The sequence below is a fragment of the Pseudomonas sp. LBUM1656 genome (assembly GCF_059716065.1).
Map to the genome: position 1 here is coordinate 1081833 of NZ_CP166800.1, position 16295 is coordinate 1098127.

Genomic DNA, 16295 nt, shown 5'->3' on the forward strand with positions numbered 1-16295 from the left:
TTCCCACGCGGAGCGTGGGAACGATATTCAAGTACGGGCTTCGACGGTTACCCAATACCGCGTAAACCGCTTCACCTTCACCGGCAAACTGATTTCCAGCAGATCCAGAATCCGCTCACTGTCATCCAGCGGATACGTCCCGGAGATCAACAAATCCGCCACTTGCGTATCGCACTTAAGCTGCCCGCGACGATAACGGCCGAGCTCGTCGAGAAAATCCCCGAGGCGCATGTGCGCGGCCACCAGCATGCCGTCGGCCCAGGCGCCGCTGTTGGCGTCCAGCGGCAGCGGTTTGCCCACGCCTCGCGGGCCGAAACCCAGTTGCCGGGCGGCTGGCAAAATCAGTGGAGTTCCACCGTCCAGGGTCACCTCGACGCTGCCCTCGAACACCGCCACCTGCGTGCGATCAGCGAACTGCCGGACGTTGAATCGCCCGCCTTGTGTCGTCAAAACACCCTGCGCGGTCTGCACCTGAAACGCCTGGGTGGCGGTCAGCAGCAGTTCGCCCTCCAGCAAACGGATCAACCGTTGCTGACCCTCCACCCGCACATCCGCCGAACTCGCGGTGTTGAGCTGCAACTGATTGCCGGCGCCGAGCGCCACCTTGCTCCGCTGGCCAATAGGGCTGCGGTAATCGGCGAGCAACGGCGGCAGCACGTTGTGTTCGCGCATGCCCCAGGTGACCGCAGAACCGGCGCCTAGAATCAGCAACAGTTTCAGCGCCTGGCGTCGGCCGCCGGACTTCGGCGCATTAAGCGCCGCGTGGGCCAGCGGTGAAGACAAACCGCGAAGTCGCTGGTTGACCCGCTGGATATGCTCCCACGCCCTTTGATGCTCACTGTGCGCATCGTGCCATTGCTGCCAGGCTAATTGCTGACGCGGGTTCAGCGGGCCTTGCTGTATTTCCATCAGCCAGTACACGGCCTGCTCGGCGACCTGTGTGGAAAAATCCGCAGTGCCGTTCATAAGGCGAAGTAGCAGCGCATGGCTGCTTTACTCAAATGGCGTTTGACCGTGGCAATGGAAATCCCCAGTTCGACCGCGATCTGTGGATAAGTCAGGCCATCGACCTGCGCCAGCAGAAAGGCGCGTTTGACTAGTCGCGGCAAACCGTCGAGCAACTGGTCCAGCTCCATCAGGGTTTGCAGGATGATCGCCCGTTCTTCCTCGGACGGCGCGTACACCTCAGGCAGTTGCGCCAGTGCTTCGGCGTAGGCGCGTTCCAGGTCCTGGCGACGGTAATGGTTGAACAGCACGCGTTTGGCGATTGTGGTGAGGAATGCTCGCGGTTCGATGATCTGCGGTGTTTCCCGGGCGGTTAGCACGCGAATGAACGTGTCCTGAGCCAGGTCCGCCGCGCTGTCCGGGCAGCCAAGCCTGCGCCGCAACCAACCGGTGAGCCAGTTGTGGTGGGCGTGATAGAGGACTTCGACGGGATTGGCGGGCTGCAACAGAACCACTCCGACACAAACAGATACGTTAGAGAACAAGAATTGTTCGCATTGTAGGGGTGTGCAGCAGCCCCCGGCAATCGTATCTGTTTTGCGTATGAGAATATTTATCATTAATATTGCGCGCTTGCTGGCCCGTGACCTTCACGCGGCCTCACCCGGTTTCAAGGTCGAAACATGAAAGGCAAAATCAGCACGCTCCCCGTTTCTTATCGACTGGCCGTCACTTCCCGCGTGCTGGCCGCGGTGTTGGGCGGTTATGTCGTTGCGGCGCTGGCCAGTGTCAGCCTGAGCTTATGGCTGCCGATGGCCCGGGCCGAAGCGGTGGTGACCGGGATGATGACCTCGTTTCTGGTCTATCTGGTCGCGGTGCTCTGGTGTTTTGCCTGTCGCAGTGCGTGGCTGGCCTGGCTCGGCTTGATCGTGTCGGGCATGGTGCTGGCGGCGGTGTCAGGGCTGGCGTATTGGATGGGCCACGTATGAAAGAGGGTTTTCGTCAGGCGATGGCCTGGTTGCACACCTGGGCCGGGTTGATCTTCGGCTGGTTGTTGTTCGCGATTTTCCTGACCGGCACGCTGGCCTACTTCAAGGACGAGATCAGTCACTGGATGCAGCCCGAAATACCGGCGCGTTCGGTGACCTCCGAAGCCAGTTTGACGCTGGCGCAAAATTACCTTCAGCAACACGCAGCGGGTGCCTCGCGCTGGCTGATCGATTTACCGAGTGCCCGAGAACCGGGTCTTTCAGTGCGCTGGCAACAGACACCGGCCAAACCCGGCGAGCGTGGACAATTCACTGAAAAGCTCCTCGACGCGCAAACCGGCAGCGAAGTGCAGGGCCGTGAATCCAGGGGCGGCGACTTCTTTTATCGCTTCCACTTCCAGCTGCAAATGCCCTATCCGTGGGGCCGCTGGTTGTCGACGATCGCGGCCATGGTGATGTTCATCGGCCTGATCACCGGGATCATCACCCACAAGAAAATCTTCAAGGACTTCTTCACCTTCCGCCCCCGCAAAGGCCAGCGTTCCTGGCTGGACGGGCACAACGCGGTGGGCGTTCTGGTGTTGCCGTTTCACCTGATGATCACTTACAGCAGCCTGGTGATTTTCATGGCGATGGTGATGCCGGCGAGCATCCTGGCCTCGTATAAAGGTGATGCCCGCGCGTTTTACGCGGAGGTGTTCCCGGCCTCCAGCACACCTGAACTCGCCGGCAAACCGGCTGATCTGGCGCCGATGGCGCCGCTGTTGGAGCGGGCGCGCGCGCAGTGGTCGGGCGGTCGGGCAGAACGTTTGTCGGTGAACAATCCGGGAGATGCGAATGCCTCGATTGTCGTCTCAAGGGACGACGCCGACCGCGTGATTTATGACGCCAGCAGCGCGGTGACCTTCAACGGCGTGACCGGCCAACAACTCAGCGCCACGCCGCAGCAACCGGTGCCGATGGCCATCGCCGGCAGTTTCTATGGCTTGCACATGGGCCATTTCGCGAGCCCCGTTCTTCGTTGGCTGTACTTCATTTGCGGTTTGGCGAGCACGGCGATGATTGGCACCGGGCTGGTGATCTGGCTCGGCAAGCGGCAGCTCAAACATGCGAAAAGCGCGGTGATGCCCTTCGAGCTGCGGCTGGTGGAAGTGCTAAACATTGCCAGCATGTCCGGGCTGGTGGTCGCGGTCGCGGCGTTCTTCTGGGCCAATCGGTTGCTGCCGGTCGAGATGGCGACAAGAGCGGATTGGGAAGTGAACAGCTTCTTCATCGTTTGGGGCGTGAGCGTGATTCATGCGGTGGTGCGCCGTGGCCGCGCGGCGTGGGTCGAGCAGTTGGCGTTGGCCGCGTTGATGTTCTGTGGCGTGCCGCTATTGAACGCGCTGACCACGCCGTACCACTTGGGCGTGACGCTGGCTCAAGGCGACTGGACGCTCGCCGGTTTCGATTTGACGTGCCTGGGCAGTGGTCTGTTTCTAGCCTGGGCTGCGTGGAAAATGCAGCGCGCCGGGCAGACCGTTCGCGTTGCCAAAGAACGAGCCCGACCGATCACGCTTGAGCAGAAGGTGAACTGAATGCTGTTGGCCTTGCTGCTGTGCTACGGCGGCTTCACCGCGCTGTGTCTATCGATGGATCGGCATCATGTCGAATTGCTGGGGTACAAGTCGTCGGCCCGGCGGCGCAAAATGTTCAAGCTGAGCGGCTGGTTGCTGCTGACGGTTTCCTTATGGGCGGCGGTGTCGCAAACCGGTTGGGGCTTGGGATTGGTGGAGTGGTTCGCGGTGTTGATGCTCAGCGCTTTGCTGCTGGTGCTGTTGCTGCCGTATCGACCGCGTCTGGCTCTGGGGTTGGCCGGGTTGAGCGTGCTCGCCAGCCCCGTCGCCGTGTTTGCGCAGTGATGATCACCAAGCCACCTGAATCACACGACGAAGAGCATCGCGGCGCCCGCGCGCATTTCCTTCAGGTGTTCCTGTCCCAGCGTTCGCAGATGGAAGCGCTGGTGAGCCGGCGTGTCGGCTGCCGAGCGACCGCAGCCGATCTGGTGCAGGATTTGTTCCTGCGTTTCTGGCGGCGGCCGCTGGTGCAAGTCGAAGAACTCAGCACTTACTTGCTGCGCTGCGCCGGCAACATCGCCATCGACCATCTGCGCAGCGAAGGTACACGGGCGCGGGCCAACGAAGGCTGGATGCCGGATCAGCCAGACAGCCAGGGCAGCGAACCGCAAGCCGCGCTGGAGGCGGGCAACGACCTGCGTCACGTCGAAGCGGCGTTGCGCGCGTTGCCGGAACGCACCCGGCAAATCTTTCTGCTCAACCGCATCCACGGGCGCAAATACGCCGAGATCGCCAAGGCGATGGGCCTGTCCCAAAGCGCTGTGGAAAAACATATGATGCGTGCCCTCGATGCCTGCAAGGCCAGCCTGCGGGAACCGCCAACGCGCACGCCAGGGAAAGCACCGTGAATCAACCCGACCGCGTCACCCCGACGCCCGCTCAGGAGCAGGCCGCGCTCACCTGGCTGAGCCTGTTGCACGACCAGCCCAGCAGCGCCGATCAACTCACCTTCAGTCATTGGTTGCAGGCCGATCCCGCCCACGCCGAGGCTTACGCTCAGGTGCAAGTGCTGTGGGAATTGAGCGAAGTGCCGGCGCGAACCCTGGCCGATGAAGATGCGTTTGCCTTGCAGGGTTACCTTAATGCCATGAACCAATCTCGACGCTCCAGCGTGCGGCGCTGGTCTGGCGCGCTGGCAATGGCCGCATGCCTGGTGCTGATGATTGGCCTCGGTGCGGGTTTGCAGCCGATGCGCTGGATCGATGATCTGGGGGCGGACTACGTGTCTGGACCGGGGGAAGTTCGCACCATTACGTTGGCCGATCAGTCACACGTCACGCTGGATGCCGACAGCGCCATCGCCGTGGATTTCAGTCGCGGTGAACGCCATGTTCAGCTACGTCGCGGTGCCGGTTTTTTTAGCGTGACCCACACAGGGGATCCGTTTGTGGTCGACGCTGAAAAGGGTCAGGCGCGGGTGTTGGGCACGCAGTTTGAAGTGCGCCTTCAACCCCAAGGCGCGCAGGTCACGGTGTTGTCCGGGCGGGTCGGCGTGACCGCGGACAAGCACGGCGAGCAACAGATTCTGATCGCCGGCCAGCAAGTGGCGTATGGGGAAGGTTCGGCGCAACAGCTGCGTGCGGTCGACAGCGAAGCGCAGCTGGCGTGGCGTCAGGGGTGGCTCAATTACTACAAGGCCACGCTGGCTGAGGTGGTGCAGGATTTGGGGCGGTATTACCCGGGGCGGATTGTGCTGCTCAACGATGAATTGGCGGCGCGGCGGGTGAGTGGCAGTTTTCCGAGCAAGGATCCAGAGGCGGTGTTGGGTTCGTTGCAGGGGGTGTTGGGGTTTGAGCAAACCAAGCTGATGGGGCATCTGATTATTTTGCGTTGAATCAACTGGCCCCATCGCGAGCAGGCTCGCTCCCACAGGGGTAGGTGTTGATCACACAAATGTGGCTCAACTCTGATCCCCTGTGGGGGTGAGCCTGCTCGCGATGAGGCCAGATCAAACACCATCGACTTCCCAATAAAATTATTTTCAAAATTATGGTGAGGTAAACCCAACCCCCATCCGTGTAGTGACTGAAACTGCGAGTCATTCGCATCCCGTAGGTTCTACACAGGTCATTGAGCAATGAAGTCCAGGGCAAAATCGGGTTCGGTCAAACAGTGGTTGGGTGCTTCTGCACTGAGCATGTCGGCGTTGGCCTTGATGCCATCGAGCGTCGCATCCGCCGCTGAGGCGGCCAACACGCAGCCGCTTACGCAGTTCAGCTTCGCCATCGCTGCCAAACCGCTGCCCCAGGCCCTGAGCGACTTCAGCCGGGTCACCGGCATCAGCGTGGTCTATACCGACGAAGCGCCGTACGGTCTCACTGCCCCGGCGATCAATGGCCAGTTGAGCGCCGAGCATGCCCTGCAGCGTTTGCTCGGCGGTTCGGGTTTCACCTTCCGCCGCAGCGACGCTCACACCTTGGTGCTTGAACCGCTGCCCACCGCCGGCACGTTGAATCTGGGCACCACCACCATCAACTCGGTGGCCGATCAATCCATGAGCTATCAGCCGCCGCCCACCAGTTCGGTGATGCGCTCGTCGGCCTTGCTCCAGGAAATCCCGCAGACCGTCAACGTCATCCCGGCCCAGGTCATTCGCGATCAGGCACCGCGCAATCTGGACGACGCGCTGGCCAACGTCAGTGGCATCACCCAGGGCAACACGCTGGCAAGCACCCAGGATTCGGTGATGACCCGCGGTTTCGGCGACAACCGCAACGGCTCGATCATGCGCGACGGCATGCCGATCGTGCAGGGCCGTGGCATGAATGCGACCGTGGACCGGGTCGAAGTGCTCAAGGGCCCGGCCTCGCTGCTGTACGGCATCCAGGACCCGGGCGGCGTGGTCAACATGGTCAGCAAGAAGCCCGAGCTTGAGCAATACAACGCCCTGACGCTGCGCGGTTCGACCTACGGCGACGGCAAAAACGGCAGCGGCGGCGGCCTCGACAGCACCGGTGCACTCGGTGATTCCGGCTTCGCTTACCGCATGGTGCTGGACCACGAGGACGAAGATTACTGGCGCAACTTCGGCACCCACCGCGAGACGCTGGTGGCGCCGTCACTGGCCTGGTTCGGCGAAAGCACCCAGCTGTTGTTCTCCTACGAACACCGCGAATTTCTGACCCCGTTCGACCGCGGCACGATCATCGATCCGCGCACCATTCACCCGTTGGACATCTCGCGCAATGAGCGGCTGGACGAGCCTTTCAACAACATGGAAGGCCGCTCGGACCTGTACCACTTCGAGGCCGATCACGAACTCAACGACAACTGGAACGCCCACTTCGGCTACAGCTGGAACCGCGAAACCTACGACGCCAGCCAGGTGCGCGTCACCGCCATCGACACCCGACGGGGCACGCTGACCCGCAGCATGGACGGCACCCAGAACGCGATCAGCACTGACCGTTTCACCACCGCCAGCCTCGAAGGCAAGGTGGACGTGCTGGGTATGCAACACGACCTGGTGTTCGGCGTCGATGACGAGTACCGCAAGATCTACCGCGAAGACCTGATCCGCCAGAGAAGCCTGAGCACCTTTAGCTACGTCAACCCGGTCTATGGCCGCGAAGTCGCCGGCACCACGGTCAGCGCGGCCGACAGCGCGCAGACCGATGAGCTACGTAGCGATTCGATCTTCCTGCAGGACTCGATTCACCTCACCGATCAATGGATTTTCGTCGCTGGCGCACGCTTCCAGGAATACGACCAGTACGCCGGCAAAGGCGTGCCGTTCCAGGCCAACACCGACAGCAATGGCCAGAAGTGGGTGCCGCGTGCCGGCCTGGTCTATCGCTTCACCGATGAACTGTCGTTCTACGGCAGCTACACCGAATCGTTCAAACCCAACTCGACCATCGCACCGTTGAGTGGCAGCAGCACCGTACTCGACGGCAGCGTGGCGCCGGAAGAAGCCAAGTCCTGGGAAATCGGCGCCAAGCTCGACATGCCGGGTCGCGTGACCGGTAACGTCGCGCTGTTCGACATCAAGAAACGTAACGTGCTGGTGGCCAATTCCGAAGGCCCGGTGACGATTTACAGCGCCGCCGGCGAAGTGCGCTCCCGAGGGCTGGAAGTGGATTTGACCGGCCAGCTCAGCGACCGCTGGAGCATGATCGGCAGCTATGCCTACACCGACGCCGAAGTCACCGAAGACCCGGTCTACAAGGGCAAAAAACTGCAAAACGTGGCCAAGAACAGTGGCTCGTTGTCGGCGGTCTACGACTTCGGCACCCTTATCGGCGGCGATCAATTGCGCGTCGGCGCGGGTGCGCGGTATGTCGGCGAGCGGGCGGGTAACGCCGTGAACGATTTCGACCTGCCGAGCTACACCGTGGCCGATGCCTTCGCGACTTACGACACCAAGGTCGAAGGGCAGAAGGTCAAGTTTCAACTCAACGTGAAGAACCTGTTTGATCGCACCTACTACACATCGGCGGCGAGCCGGTTCTTTGTGTCGATGGGGGATTCGCGGCAGGTTTCGTTGTCCAGCACATTGGAGTTCTGACGGAAAACCGCGTCATCGTTCTTCGCGAGCAAGCCCGCTCCCACATGGGAATGCATTTCAAATGTGGGAGCGGGCTTGCTCGCGAAGGCGGCTGTACAGGCACCAAAAGTCTCAGGATTGACGCAAAAACGCCTGCCGATACTCCCCAGGCGTCCCGCCCAAAACCTGCCGAAACCGATTGGTGAAATGACTCGCACTGGCAAACCCGCACGCCAATGCAATCTCCCCCAACGGCTGCGAAGTCGAACGCAACAACTCCCGCGCCCGGCTCATACGTCGTGCCAATACATACTGATGCGGCGGCAAGCCAAAGCTCTCGCGAAACATCCGCGCGAAGTGATATTCCGACAGCGCACACAACACCGCTAATTGCCCGAGGCTGATCGCTTCGGCCAACTGATTGTCGATGAACTCCACCAACTGCCGCCGCTGATGCGCCGCGAGTCCACCCTTGAGCCGCAAGCCTTCACGCATGCCGACCTGGCCGAGCAACACGTGGCTGAGCATTTCGTGAGCGAGGCTGCTGGTGAGCAAGCGTTCGCCGGGTTCGTCCCAGTTGAGGGTGAGCATCTGCCGAAAGCGACGGGCTTGCGCCGGATCGTCAAGAAAGGTGGCTTCGCGCAATTGCAGTTCGCGAGGTTCGCGGTCCAGCAGCGTGACGCAGCCGAGGGCAAATTGTTCGGGGCTGAAATAGAGGTGGGCCAGGCGAATGTCGCCGTTGATCACCCAGCCCGATTGATGCTCGGCCGGCAGGATGCACAGCTTGTCCGGGCCGCCCTTGGTACCGGGCTGGTCGCGGCGAAAAGTGCCGGTGCCGCCGGCGATGTAGCAGGACAACGTGTGGTGGCTTGGCGCCTCGTAGTCCTGGGCGTCGTGATGGTTGCTCCACAAGGCTGCAGCCATGCCGTCACCGAGCTCGGCGCTGTGCTCGAGGCGAGCATTGGGCGAGCGGTTGAGGGCTTGAAAGACTTGCAGGGTTTCCAGTGCGGGCATGATCGTTTTCTCTCCAACGCTTCGCATCCTACTCCGTAGACTTCGGCCTGCCAGCCCGTCGGCCGACAAAAGCGCAAGTTTATGCAAGTGCGAAAAGGATTGGCGCAGGACACTGAACGCCTATTGAGGAGCCTAGCCATGAACCTTTCGTTGTATTTGCTGACCGTGCTGATCTGGGGCACCACCTGGATTGCCTTGAAATGGCAGCTGGGCGTGGTGGCCATTCCCGTGTCGATCGTCTATCGCTTCGGCCTGGCTGCGCTGGTGCTGTTTGTCCTGTTGCTGCTCAGCCGACGCCTGCAAGTGATGAACCGTCGCGGGCATTTGATTTGTCTGGCACAGGGTTTGTGCCTGTTCTGCGTCAACTTCATGTGTTTCCTGACCGCCAGTCAGTGGATTCCCAGCGGCTTGGTCGCCGTAGTGTTTTCCACCGCCACCCTGTGGAACGCGCTCAATGCGCGGGTGTTCTTCGGTCAGAAAATCGCCCGCAACGTATTGATGGGCGGTGCGTTAGGCTTGTCCGGTCTGGGCCTGTTGTTCTGGCCGGAACTGGCCGGCCACACGGCCAGCCCGGAAACCTTGCTCGGGTTGGGTCTGGCACTGCTCGGGACCCTGTGTTTCTCGGCCGGCAACATGCTCTCGAGCCTGCAACAGAAGGCCGGTTTTAAGCCGCTGACCACCAACGCCTGGGGCATGGCGTATGGCGCCGCGATGTTGTCGGTGTGGTGCCTGGTCAAAGGCATCCCGTTCGACATGGAATGGAACACGCGTTACATCGGCTCGCTGCTGTACCTGGTCATTCCGGGCTCGGTCATCGGCTTCACCGCTTACTTGACGCTGGTCGGGCGGATGGGCCCGGAGCGTGCGGCCTATTGCACCGTGCTGTTCCCGGTGGTGGCACTGAATGTCTCGGCATTTGCCGAAGGCTATCAATGGACCGCGCCGGCATTGATGGGGTTAGTGTTGGTGATGTTGGGTAATGTGCTGGTGTTCCGTAAACCCAAAGTGTCCATGGCGCAAGGCAATGGCAAGCTTGCTTGAAAAACCTGGGCCCGAGCGCGCTCAGCGCTCGGTCCTGAGGGCGACGAATATCAGCAACGGAAGCATGAAATCGACAATATGCCGAGCCCAGTCCTTGGCGTTCCATACTTGCGATTCATCCATGTTGAACCACTCGACGCCGATCACTTGCAGGCAGACGTAATAAACAAAGATAGCGATCATCAGTCCAATGAGTGAAAACTTTTTGGCCTCATGGAACACCTCGGCGGACGCATTCATATTTCGGTAAAGGTGATACGCGCCAAACAGGCAGAAGGCGGTATAAATCACTTCAAGAGTGATAATTAGCCAGTAGATCCGGTGGTGGAACATGGGCGATGTGATTGCCCGGTAGTTTAGGTTGATGTTTTCCCGGGTGGTGTCCATGCTCAAAATATGGCCCACGTATTCATAGTTGGATGAATAGTCGGTGAAGTTGCTGTACATCACCAGAAGTCCAAAAAAGCTTATATAAGCCATCAATGAAAACTTGCTGTATCTGATGATTTTGTCGGTGGTGAGGCTGTTCAAGGTGAGTATGCTCCGTCACTGTTTTCCGTAGGCTCGGATAAGTGGTGTGGAGTGTATAGCGCTTAATTGATTTTAGTGCGTTGACTGAATTGCAAGTTATGTAAAAGCGGGCAGATACTTTAAAAGTGTCTGCCCGTTTTAGTTAACCTTTCCAGACTTGCGGGTTAACCAGATCTTGTGGCCGCTCACCCAGCAGTGCGCTGCGCAAGTTAGCCAATGCGCGGTTGGCCATGGCCTCGCGGGTTTCATGGGTAGCGGAGCCGATGTGCGGCAATGTCACCGCGTTTTTCAATTGGAACAACGGCGACTCGGCCAGCGGTTCTTTCTCGTAGACGTCCAGGCCTGCGCCGCGAATGCGGTTGTTTTGCAGCGCTTCGATCAGCGCAGGCTCATCGACCACCGGACCGCGGGAGATGTTGACCAGGATGGCGCCTGCCTTCATCAGGGCCAGTTCGCGGTGGCTGATCAGGTGTCTGGTTTTCTCGCTGAGCGGCACGACGAGGCAGACGAAATCGGCTTCGGCCAGAAGTTCGTCGAGGCTGCGGAACTGCGCGCCGAGTTCTTGCTCCAGCCCGGTCTTGCGGCTGTTGCCGCTGTAGAGGATCGGCATGTTGAAGCCCAGCCGTCCGCGACGGGCAATGGCCGCGCCGATGTTGCCCATGCCGACGATGCCCAGGGTTTTGCCGTGCACGTCACAGCCAAACAACGGTGCGCCGACGGTGGCTTGCCATTGGCCGGCCTTGGTCCAGGTATCGAGTTCGGCGACGCGGCGGGCGCTGCTCATGAGCAGGGCGAAGGCCAGGTCGGCGGTGCTTTCGGTGAGGACATCCGGCGTGTTGGTGAGCATGATGCCGCGTTCGTTGAAGTAGGCGACGTCGTAGTTGTCGTAGCCGACGGAGACGCTGGACACCACTTCAAGTTTGGCGGCGTTTTCCAGTTGCGCGCGGCCGAGTTTGCGGCCGACACCGATCAGGCCGTGGGCGTGGGGCAGGGCTTCGTTGAATTGGGCGTTGATGTCGCCGTTTTTCGGGTTGGGGACGATGACGTCGAAGTCTTGCTTCAGCTGTTCGACCATTTCCGGGGTGACGCGGCTGAAGGCGAGGACGGTCTTTTTCATGGGGGGAGGGCTCGTCGGGGCTTGGAGAATGCCAAGCACGCTAACATTCTTTTCCAGCGTTGTGCGAGTGCTCGGGTTCGCGGGTATCTGTGGGAGCTGGCCTGCCAGCGATGGCGGCCTTCGGGCCGACCATGTTGTGGTTGACCGGGTACATATCCATTCCTGCGGTAACGGCGGCTGGCGGTTTCGCCCTTACGGCGAGTCCCTTTTGTCAAACGCCACAAAAGGAACCAAAAAGTCTCGCCCCAAACGTCCGGCCCCTCGCTAAGGCTCGGCGTACCTTCGCTCCGGTATTCATCCGGGGACACTGCCCTCCGGTTGGCTTCGCTGCACCTACATGCAGCGTGTTCGACTGCGTCGAACGGCGCTGCGCGCCACTCCCCGGATGAACACCTCCACTCAGCCTCCCGAACGGGGCGGGTAGATCAAGATCAAGAGCTGCAGGCGAGCTAACGCTCGGCCTGTTGAGTGGTGAGGAGCGAACGGTGTACACCGATCCCTTGTAGGAGCGAGCGGTGCGGCGATCCGACTTGCCCGCGAAGGCGGCCTGACAGCCGACCAACATCTTGCGGATGTACAAAATTCCACTGTGGGAGCTGGCCTGCCAGCGATGGCGGCCTGACAGCCGACCAAGATCTTGCGGAAGTACCAAATTCAATTGTGGGAGCTGGCCTGCCAGCGATGGCGGCCTGACAGCCGACCAAGATCTTGCGGAAGTACCAAATTCAATTGTGGGAGCTGGCCTGCCAGCGATGGCGGCCTGACAGCCGACCAAGATCTTGCGGAAGTACCAAATTCAATTGTGGGAGCTGGCTTGCCAGCGATGGCGGCCTGACAGCCGACCAATATCTTGCTGATGTACCCAATTCAACTGTGGGAGTGAGCCTGCTCGCGATCGCGGAGTGTCAGACGACATCAATGCCAGATGTCAGACCGCAATTGCGAGCAGGCTTGCTCCTACAGGGGATCAGCTGTGTGACGAAGGTTTTGGTACGGCGACGTTATCCAGCATCCGGTTCGCTGCCAGTTCGGCCAGCATGACGATCTGTTGAATGGCCATTGCCTTGTGTCGGTGCGGGCCTTCCAGATAGTCCGCGAAATCGCTCGCCATCACACTGGCCTGGGCCAATGACTCGCAGGTATGGGCCAACAGGTCTTCGTCTTTGATATCCGAGGCAATCAAAAACATCGTGCTGGGTTTGCGGGTGACGGGGTATTTGAGGGCTGCGGGATTGAGGTAGTGATCCAGCGCACGCTCGGCGGCTTCGTTGAGTTTTTTTGAATCGAGGGATTCGTAGGGGGAAACGTCGTCGGTTTCCGGGGGATTCGGTGTTTCTTTAATCATGAAAAAGTTACTTGATATGGGATTAATCGAGCTGCCATTTTCGTTTCCAAGCGAAAGGGTGGCAGCCATGCGCGGACTGGAAAACCGGATATCCCACCAAAACCGGCAGACCCGAAGGTCTCCCGCGCACAGCCGCCATAACAAAGAGATGCGTGCAGAAAAAAGCGCAGCAGTATGCCATGTGCTGTGATGGGAATATCAGGTTTCCAAGCCTGGCCGCTGATTTTGCAGCGACCCACAAAGCCTACCCATTTCCCGTCCGACCCGACAACCGACAGAACCCGTCGGAAACATTCCCCAAAATCATCACGTCTGTAGGACCGTGAAATCAGTTCGCCACCCGAACCCCACCCAGACTCCCACTCAATTCATACGCCACCAATTCCGCCTGATGCGCCGCCAATATCTCCGGCAACGACCCCCGCAGGTACTCGACCCACGTCTTGATCTTCGCATCCAGATACTGCCGCGACGGGTAGATCGCATACAGATTCAGTTCCTGCGACCGGTAGTTCGGCATCACTCGCACCAGCGTGCCGTTGCGCAATCCTTCGATCGCCGCATAAACCGGCAATACGCCGACGCCCATGCCGCTGATGATCGCTGTCTTCATCGCGTCAGCCGAGTTCACCAGGAACGGTGAGCTGTTGATGGTGACCATTTCCTGGCCTTCCGGACCGTCGAAGGTCCACTTTTCCAGCGGGATCACCGGGCTCACCAGGCGCAGGCACGCGTGGTTCAGCAGGTCGCTGGGCTTGTGTGCGCAGCCGTTGGCTTTCACATAGGCCGGCGAGGCGCAGACGATGCTGTAGGTGATGCCCAGGCGCTGGGAGACAAAGCCTGAGTCCGGCAGTTCGCTGGCCAGCACGATGGACACGTCGTAGCCCTCGTCGAGCAGGTCCGGCACGCGGTTGGCCATGGTCAGGTCGAAGGTGACGTCGGGGTGTGTTTTGCGATAGCGGGCGATGGCGTCGATCACGAAGTGCTGACCGATGCCGGTCATGGTGTGCACTTTGAGCTGCCCGGCCGGGCGTGCGTGGGCGTCGCTGGCCTCGGCTTCGGCTTCTTCGACGTAGGCCAGGATTTGCTCGCAGCGCAACAGATAGCGCTTGCCAGCCTCGGTCAGGGCGATGCGGCGGGTCGTGCGGTTGAGCAGGCGGGTTTGCAGGTGGGCTTCCAGGTTGGAGACCGCGCGCGAGACGTTGGCCGTGGTGGTGTCCAGTTGCACGGCGGCGGCGGTGAAGCTGCCGGCCTCGGCCACGTAACTGAAGGCGCGCATGTTTTGCAAAGTGTCCATGGGGTGCTCTCGGGTGCGATGGCAAATTGTGACACGAAGTTGCGGGGGCGGTGACCCCGACCAAGGGATTATCGCGTTAACGGTAACAAAGATTCACAAGATTCCCAGCTTATCGCCCTTAAGACCCACCCCTAGAATTGCGTCCACCTCTGTAGGAGCTGTCGAGTGAAACGAGGCTGCGATCTTTTGATCTTCGCTTTTAGAAGCACATCAAAAGATCGCAGCCTCGTTTCACTCGACAGCTCCTACAGGGGATCTATCTCTCCTCAGGAATTTTCAGCAGTGCCGCGTCGCATCAGCAGAGCGCTTCAGACGCTCAGTGTTTTGGCTTTATCCCTGACCCTCAGCGGCTGCATCGGAACCGCAGGTATTGCCCCGCAGGGCAAGGCACTGGAGGCCAATTCACTGGCCACCGACGAAGCTATCCAAAGCGCCGAACAGGACGCTCACTGGCCCACCGCGCAATGGTGGCGGGCTTATGGCGACCCGCAATTGAACCGCTGGATCGACCTCGCCGTGCAAGGCAGCCCGACCATGGACATGGCCGCCGCGCGAGTGCGTCAGGCCAAGTCCATGGCCGGGATTGCGGAGTCCGCCGAATCGTTGCAGATCAATGGCGAATCCACCCTCAAGCGCCACAACTGGCCGACCGATCAGTTCTACGGGCCGGGCAAGTTGGCCAATACCACGACCTGGGACAACAACGCCGCGCTGGGTTTCAGCTACGCCCTCGACCTCTGGGGACGCGAAAGCAACGCCACCGAGCGCGCCGTGGACATGGCGCACATGACGGCCGCTGAAGCGCGTCTGGCGCAACTCGAACTTCAGAACAACATCGTCCGCGCCTACATCGAACTGTCGTTGCATTACGCACAGCGGGACATTGTCGAGGCAACCCTGAACCAACAGCAGCAAATTCTCGACCTCGCGCAAAAACGTCTGAACGGCGGTATCGGCACCCATTTCGAAGTCAGCCAGGCTGAAACGCCGCTGCCGGAAACCCATCGCCAGATCGACGCGCTGGACGAAGAAATCGCCCTGAGTCGCAACCAACTGGCAGCCCTCGCGGGCAAAGGCCCGGGCGAGGGCGCGCAATTGCAACGACCCACGCTGTCGTTGGCCGCGCCGCTGAAACTGCCGTCGGCGCTGCCCGCGCAATTGCTCGGGCAACGCCCGGACGTGGTCGCCAGCCGCTGGCAAGTAGCGGCCCAGGCGCGGGGCATCGATGTCGCTCACGCCGGTTTTTACCCCAACGTCGATCTGGTCGGCAGCCTCGGCTACATGGCCACCGGTGGCGGGGCGCTGGAGTTTTTGACCGGCAAGAAACTCAACTACAGCGTCGGCCCGGCGATCTCGTTGCCGATCTTCGATGGCGGGCGCTTGCGTTCGGAACTGGGCGAAGCCTCGGCCGGGTATGACATCGCCGTGGCCAGGTACAACCAGACGCTGGTCAACGCCCTGAAAAACATCTCCGACCAGTTGATCCGCCGCGAGTCCATGGACAAGCAGCAAACCTTCGCCGCCGAGTCGGTGGCCACTGCGCAGAAGACTTACGACATCGCGATGATCGCGTATCAGCGAGGGCTCACCGATTACCTCAATGTGCTCAATGCGCAGACCTTGTTGTTCAAGCAGCAGCAAGTCCAGCAGCAGGTTCAGGCGGCGCGTCTTGGTGCTCATGCTGAATTGGTGACGGCGCTCGGCGGCGGTGTTGGTGCGGGGAACGATGTGCCGGAAGACAGCCGGACCGCTGCACCGAAAACTCCGGTTCTTCTTAAGTGAACACACAACCTGTGGGAGCCAGCCTGCTGGCGATTGCGGTGTGTCAGGTGACATCAGCATTGACTGACACACCGCTATCGCCAGCAGGCTGGCTCCCACAGGTTCTGAGTCTGAACTTAAATTCATTGAGCA

General features: G+C 60.4%; 15 protein-coding genes. 8 read left to right on the plus strand and 7 right to left on the minus strand.

Features of this window, described 5'->3' with window-relative positions; translation table 11 throughout:
- Positions 1-27: 27 nt before the first annotated feature.
- Positions 28-966 (minus strand): FecR domain-containing protein, encoded by a 939-nt coding sequence (locus ACA072_RS04700; RefSeq protein WP_497623402.1) that lies wholly within the window; start codon positions 964-966, stop codon positions 28-30.
- The gene (locus tag ACA072_RS04705; RefSeq protein WP_497623403.1) at positions 963-1451 is read right to left on the minus strand and encodes a sigma-70 family RNA polymerase sigma factor; all 489 of its coding nucleotides are present in this window, start codon (positions 1449-1451) and stop codon (positions 963-965) included. The genes ACA072_RS04700 and ACA072_RS04705 overlap by 4 nt, the downstream gene beginning before the upstream one ends.
- Positions 1452-1628: 177 nt before the next feature.
- Here ACA072_RS04705 and ACA072_RS04710 point away from each other — a divergent pair, with 177 nt between their 5' ends.
- From ACA072_RS04710 to ACA072_RS04735, 6 genes are all read left to right on the plus strand, one after another.
- Positions 1629-1934 carry a DUF3649 domain-containing protein gene (locus tag ACA072_RS04710; protein WP_497623404.1) on the plus strand — a complete coding sequence of 102 codons (306 nt, stop codon included), beginning with the start codon at positions 1629-1631 and terminating at the stop codon, positions 1932-1934.
- Entirely contained in the window at positions 1931-3511 is a 1581-nt protein-coding gene (locus ACA072_RS04715) for a PepSY-associated TM helix domain-containing protein (RefSeq protein WP_497623405.1), read from the plus strand. The genes ACA072_RS04710 and ACA072_RS04715 overlap by 4 nt, the downstream gene beginning before the upstream one ends.
- Positions 3512-3835, plus strand: coding sequence for a DUF3325 domain-containing protein (locus ACA072_RS04720; RefSeq protein WP_497623406.1), 324 nt, complete (start codon positions 3512-3514; stop codon positions 3833-3835).
- Positions 3835-4398 (plus strand): RNA polymerase sigma factor, encoded by a 564-nt coding sequence (locus ACA072_RS04725; RefSeq protein ID WP_497623407.1) that lies wholly within the window; start codon positions 3835-3837, stop codon positions 4396-4398. Before ACA072_RS04720 ends, ACA072_RS04725 begins: the two co-directional genes overlap by 1 nt.
- The gene (locus tag ACA072_RS04730) at positions 4395-5384 is read left to right on the plus strand and encodes a FecR family protein (protein WP_497623408.1); all 990 of its coding nucleotides are present in this window, start codon (positions 4395-4397) and stop codon (positions 5382-5384) included. Before ACA072_RS04725 ends, ACA072_RS04730 begins: the two co-directional genes overlap by 4 nt.
- A 243-nt stretch (positions 5385-5627) precedes the next feature.
- Positions 5628-8057: a TonB-dependent siderophore receptor gene (locus ACA072_RS04735; protein WP_497623409.1), complete on the plus strand. Its 2430-nt coding sequence runs from the start codon at positions 5628-5630 to the stop codon at positions 8055-8057.
- Positions 8058-8168: 111 nt separating this feature from the next.
- On the opposite strand, the gene ACA072_RS04740 is transcribed toward ACA072_RS04735, so the two are convergent.
- Entirely contained in the window at positions 8169-9050 is an 882-nt protein-coding gene (locus ACA072_RS04740; RefSeq protein ID WP_497623410.1) for a helix-turn-helix domain-containing protein, read from the minus strand.
- A gap of 138 nt (positions 9051-9188) precedes the next feature.
- Here ACA072_RS04740 and ACA072_RS04745 point away from each other — a divergent pair, with 138 nt between their 5' ends.
- Positions 9189-10091, plus strand: coding sequence for a DMT family transporter (locus ACA072_RS04745; protein ID WP_497623411.1), 903 nt, complete (start codon positions 9189-9191; stop codon positions 10089-10091).
- 21 nt (positions 10092-10112) lie between these two features.
- On the opposite strand, the gene ACA072_RS04750 is transcribed toward ACA072_RS04745, so the two are convergent.
- The 4 genes from ACA072_RS04750 to ACA072_RS04765 all read right to left on the minus strand — a co-directional run bounded on the left by ACA072_RS04750 (position 10113) and on the right by ACA072_RS04765 (position 14381).
- The gene (locus tag ACA072_RS04750; protein ID WP_497623412.1) at positions 10113-10622 is read right to left on the minus strand and encodes a DUF2165 family protein; all 510 of its coding nucleotides are present in this window, start codon (positions 10620-10622) and stop codon (positions 10113-10115) included.
- A gap of 142 nt (positions 10623-10764) precedes the next feature.
- On the minus strand, positions 10765-11739 hold the full coding sequence (locus ACA072_RS04755; RefSeq protein ID WP_497623413.1) for a 2-hydroxyacid dehydrogenase: 975 nt from the start codon (positions 11737-11739) through the stop codon (positions 10765-10767).
- A gap of 967 nt (positions 11740-12706) precedes the next feature.
- Positions 12707-13084 (minus strand): DUF6124 family protein, encoded by a 378-nt coding sequence (locus ACA072_RS04760; RefSeq protein ID WP_497623414.1) that lies wholly within the window; start codon positions 13082-13084, stop codon positions 12707-12709.
- A 328-nt stretch (positions 13085-13412) separates the two neighbouring features.
- Positions 13413-14381, minus strand: a complete 969-nt coding sequence (locus tag ACA072_RS04765) for a LysR family transcriptional regulator (protein WP_010463147.1) — start codon at positions 14379-14381, stop codon at positions 13413-13415.
- Positions 14382-14663: 282 nt separating this feature from the next.
- On the opposite strand from ACA072_RS04765, the gene ACA072_RS04770 reads away from it, so the two are divergent.
- A complete protein-coding gene (locus ACA072_RS04770) occupies positions 14664-16163 on the plus strand; it encodes an efflux transporter outer membrane subunit (RefSeq protein WP_497623415.1) in 1500 nt (499 codons plus the stop codon).
- The last annotated feature ends 132 nt before the right edge of the window (positions 16164-16295 follow it).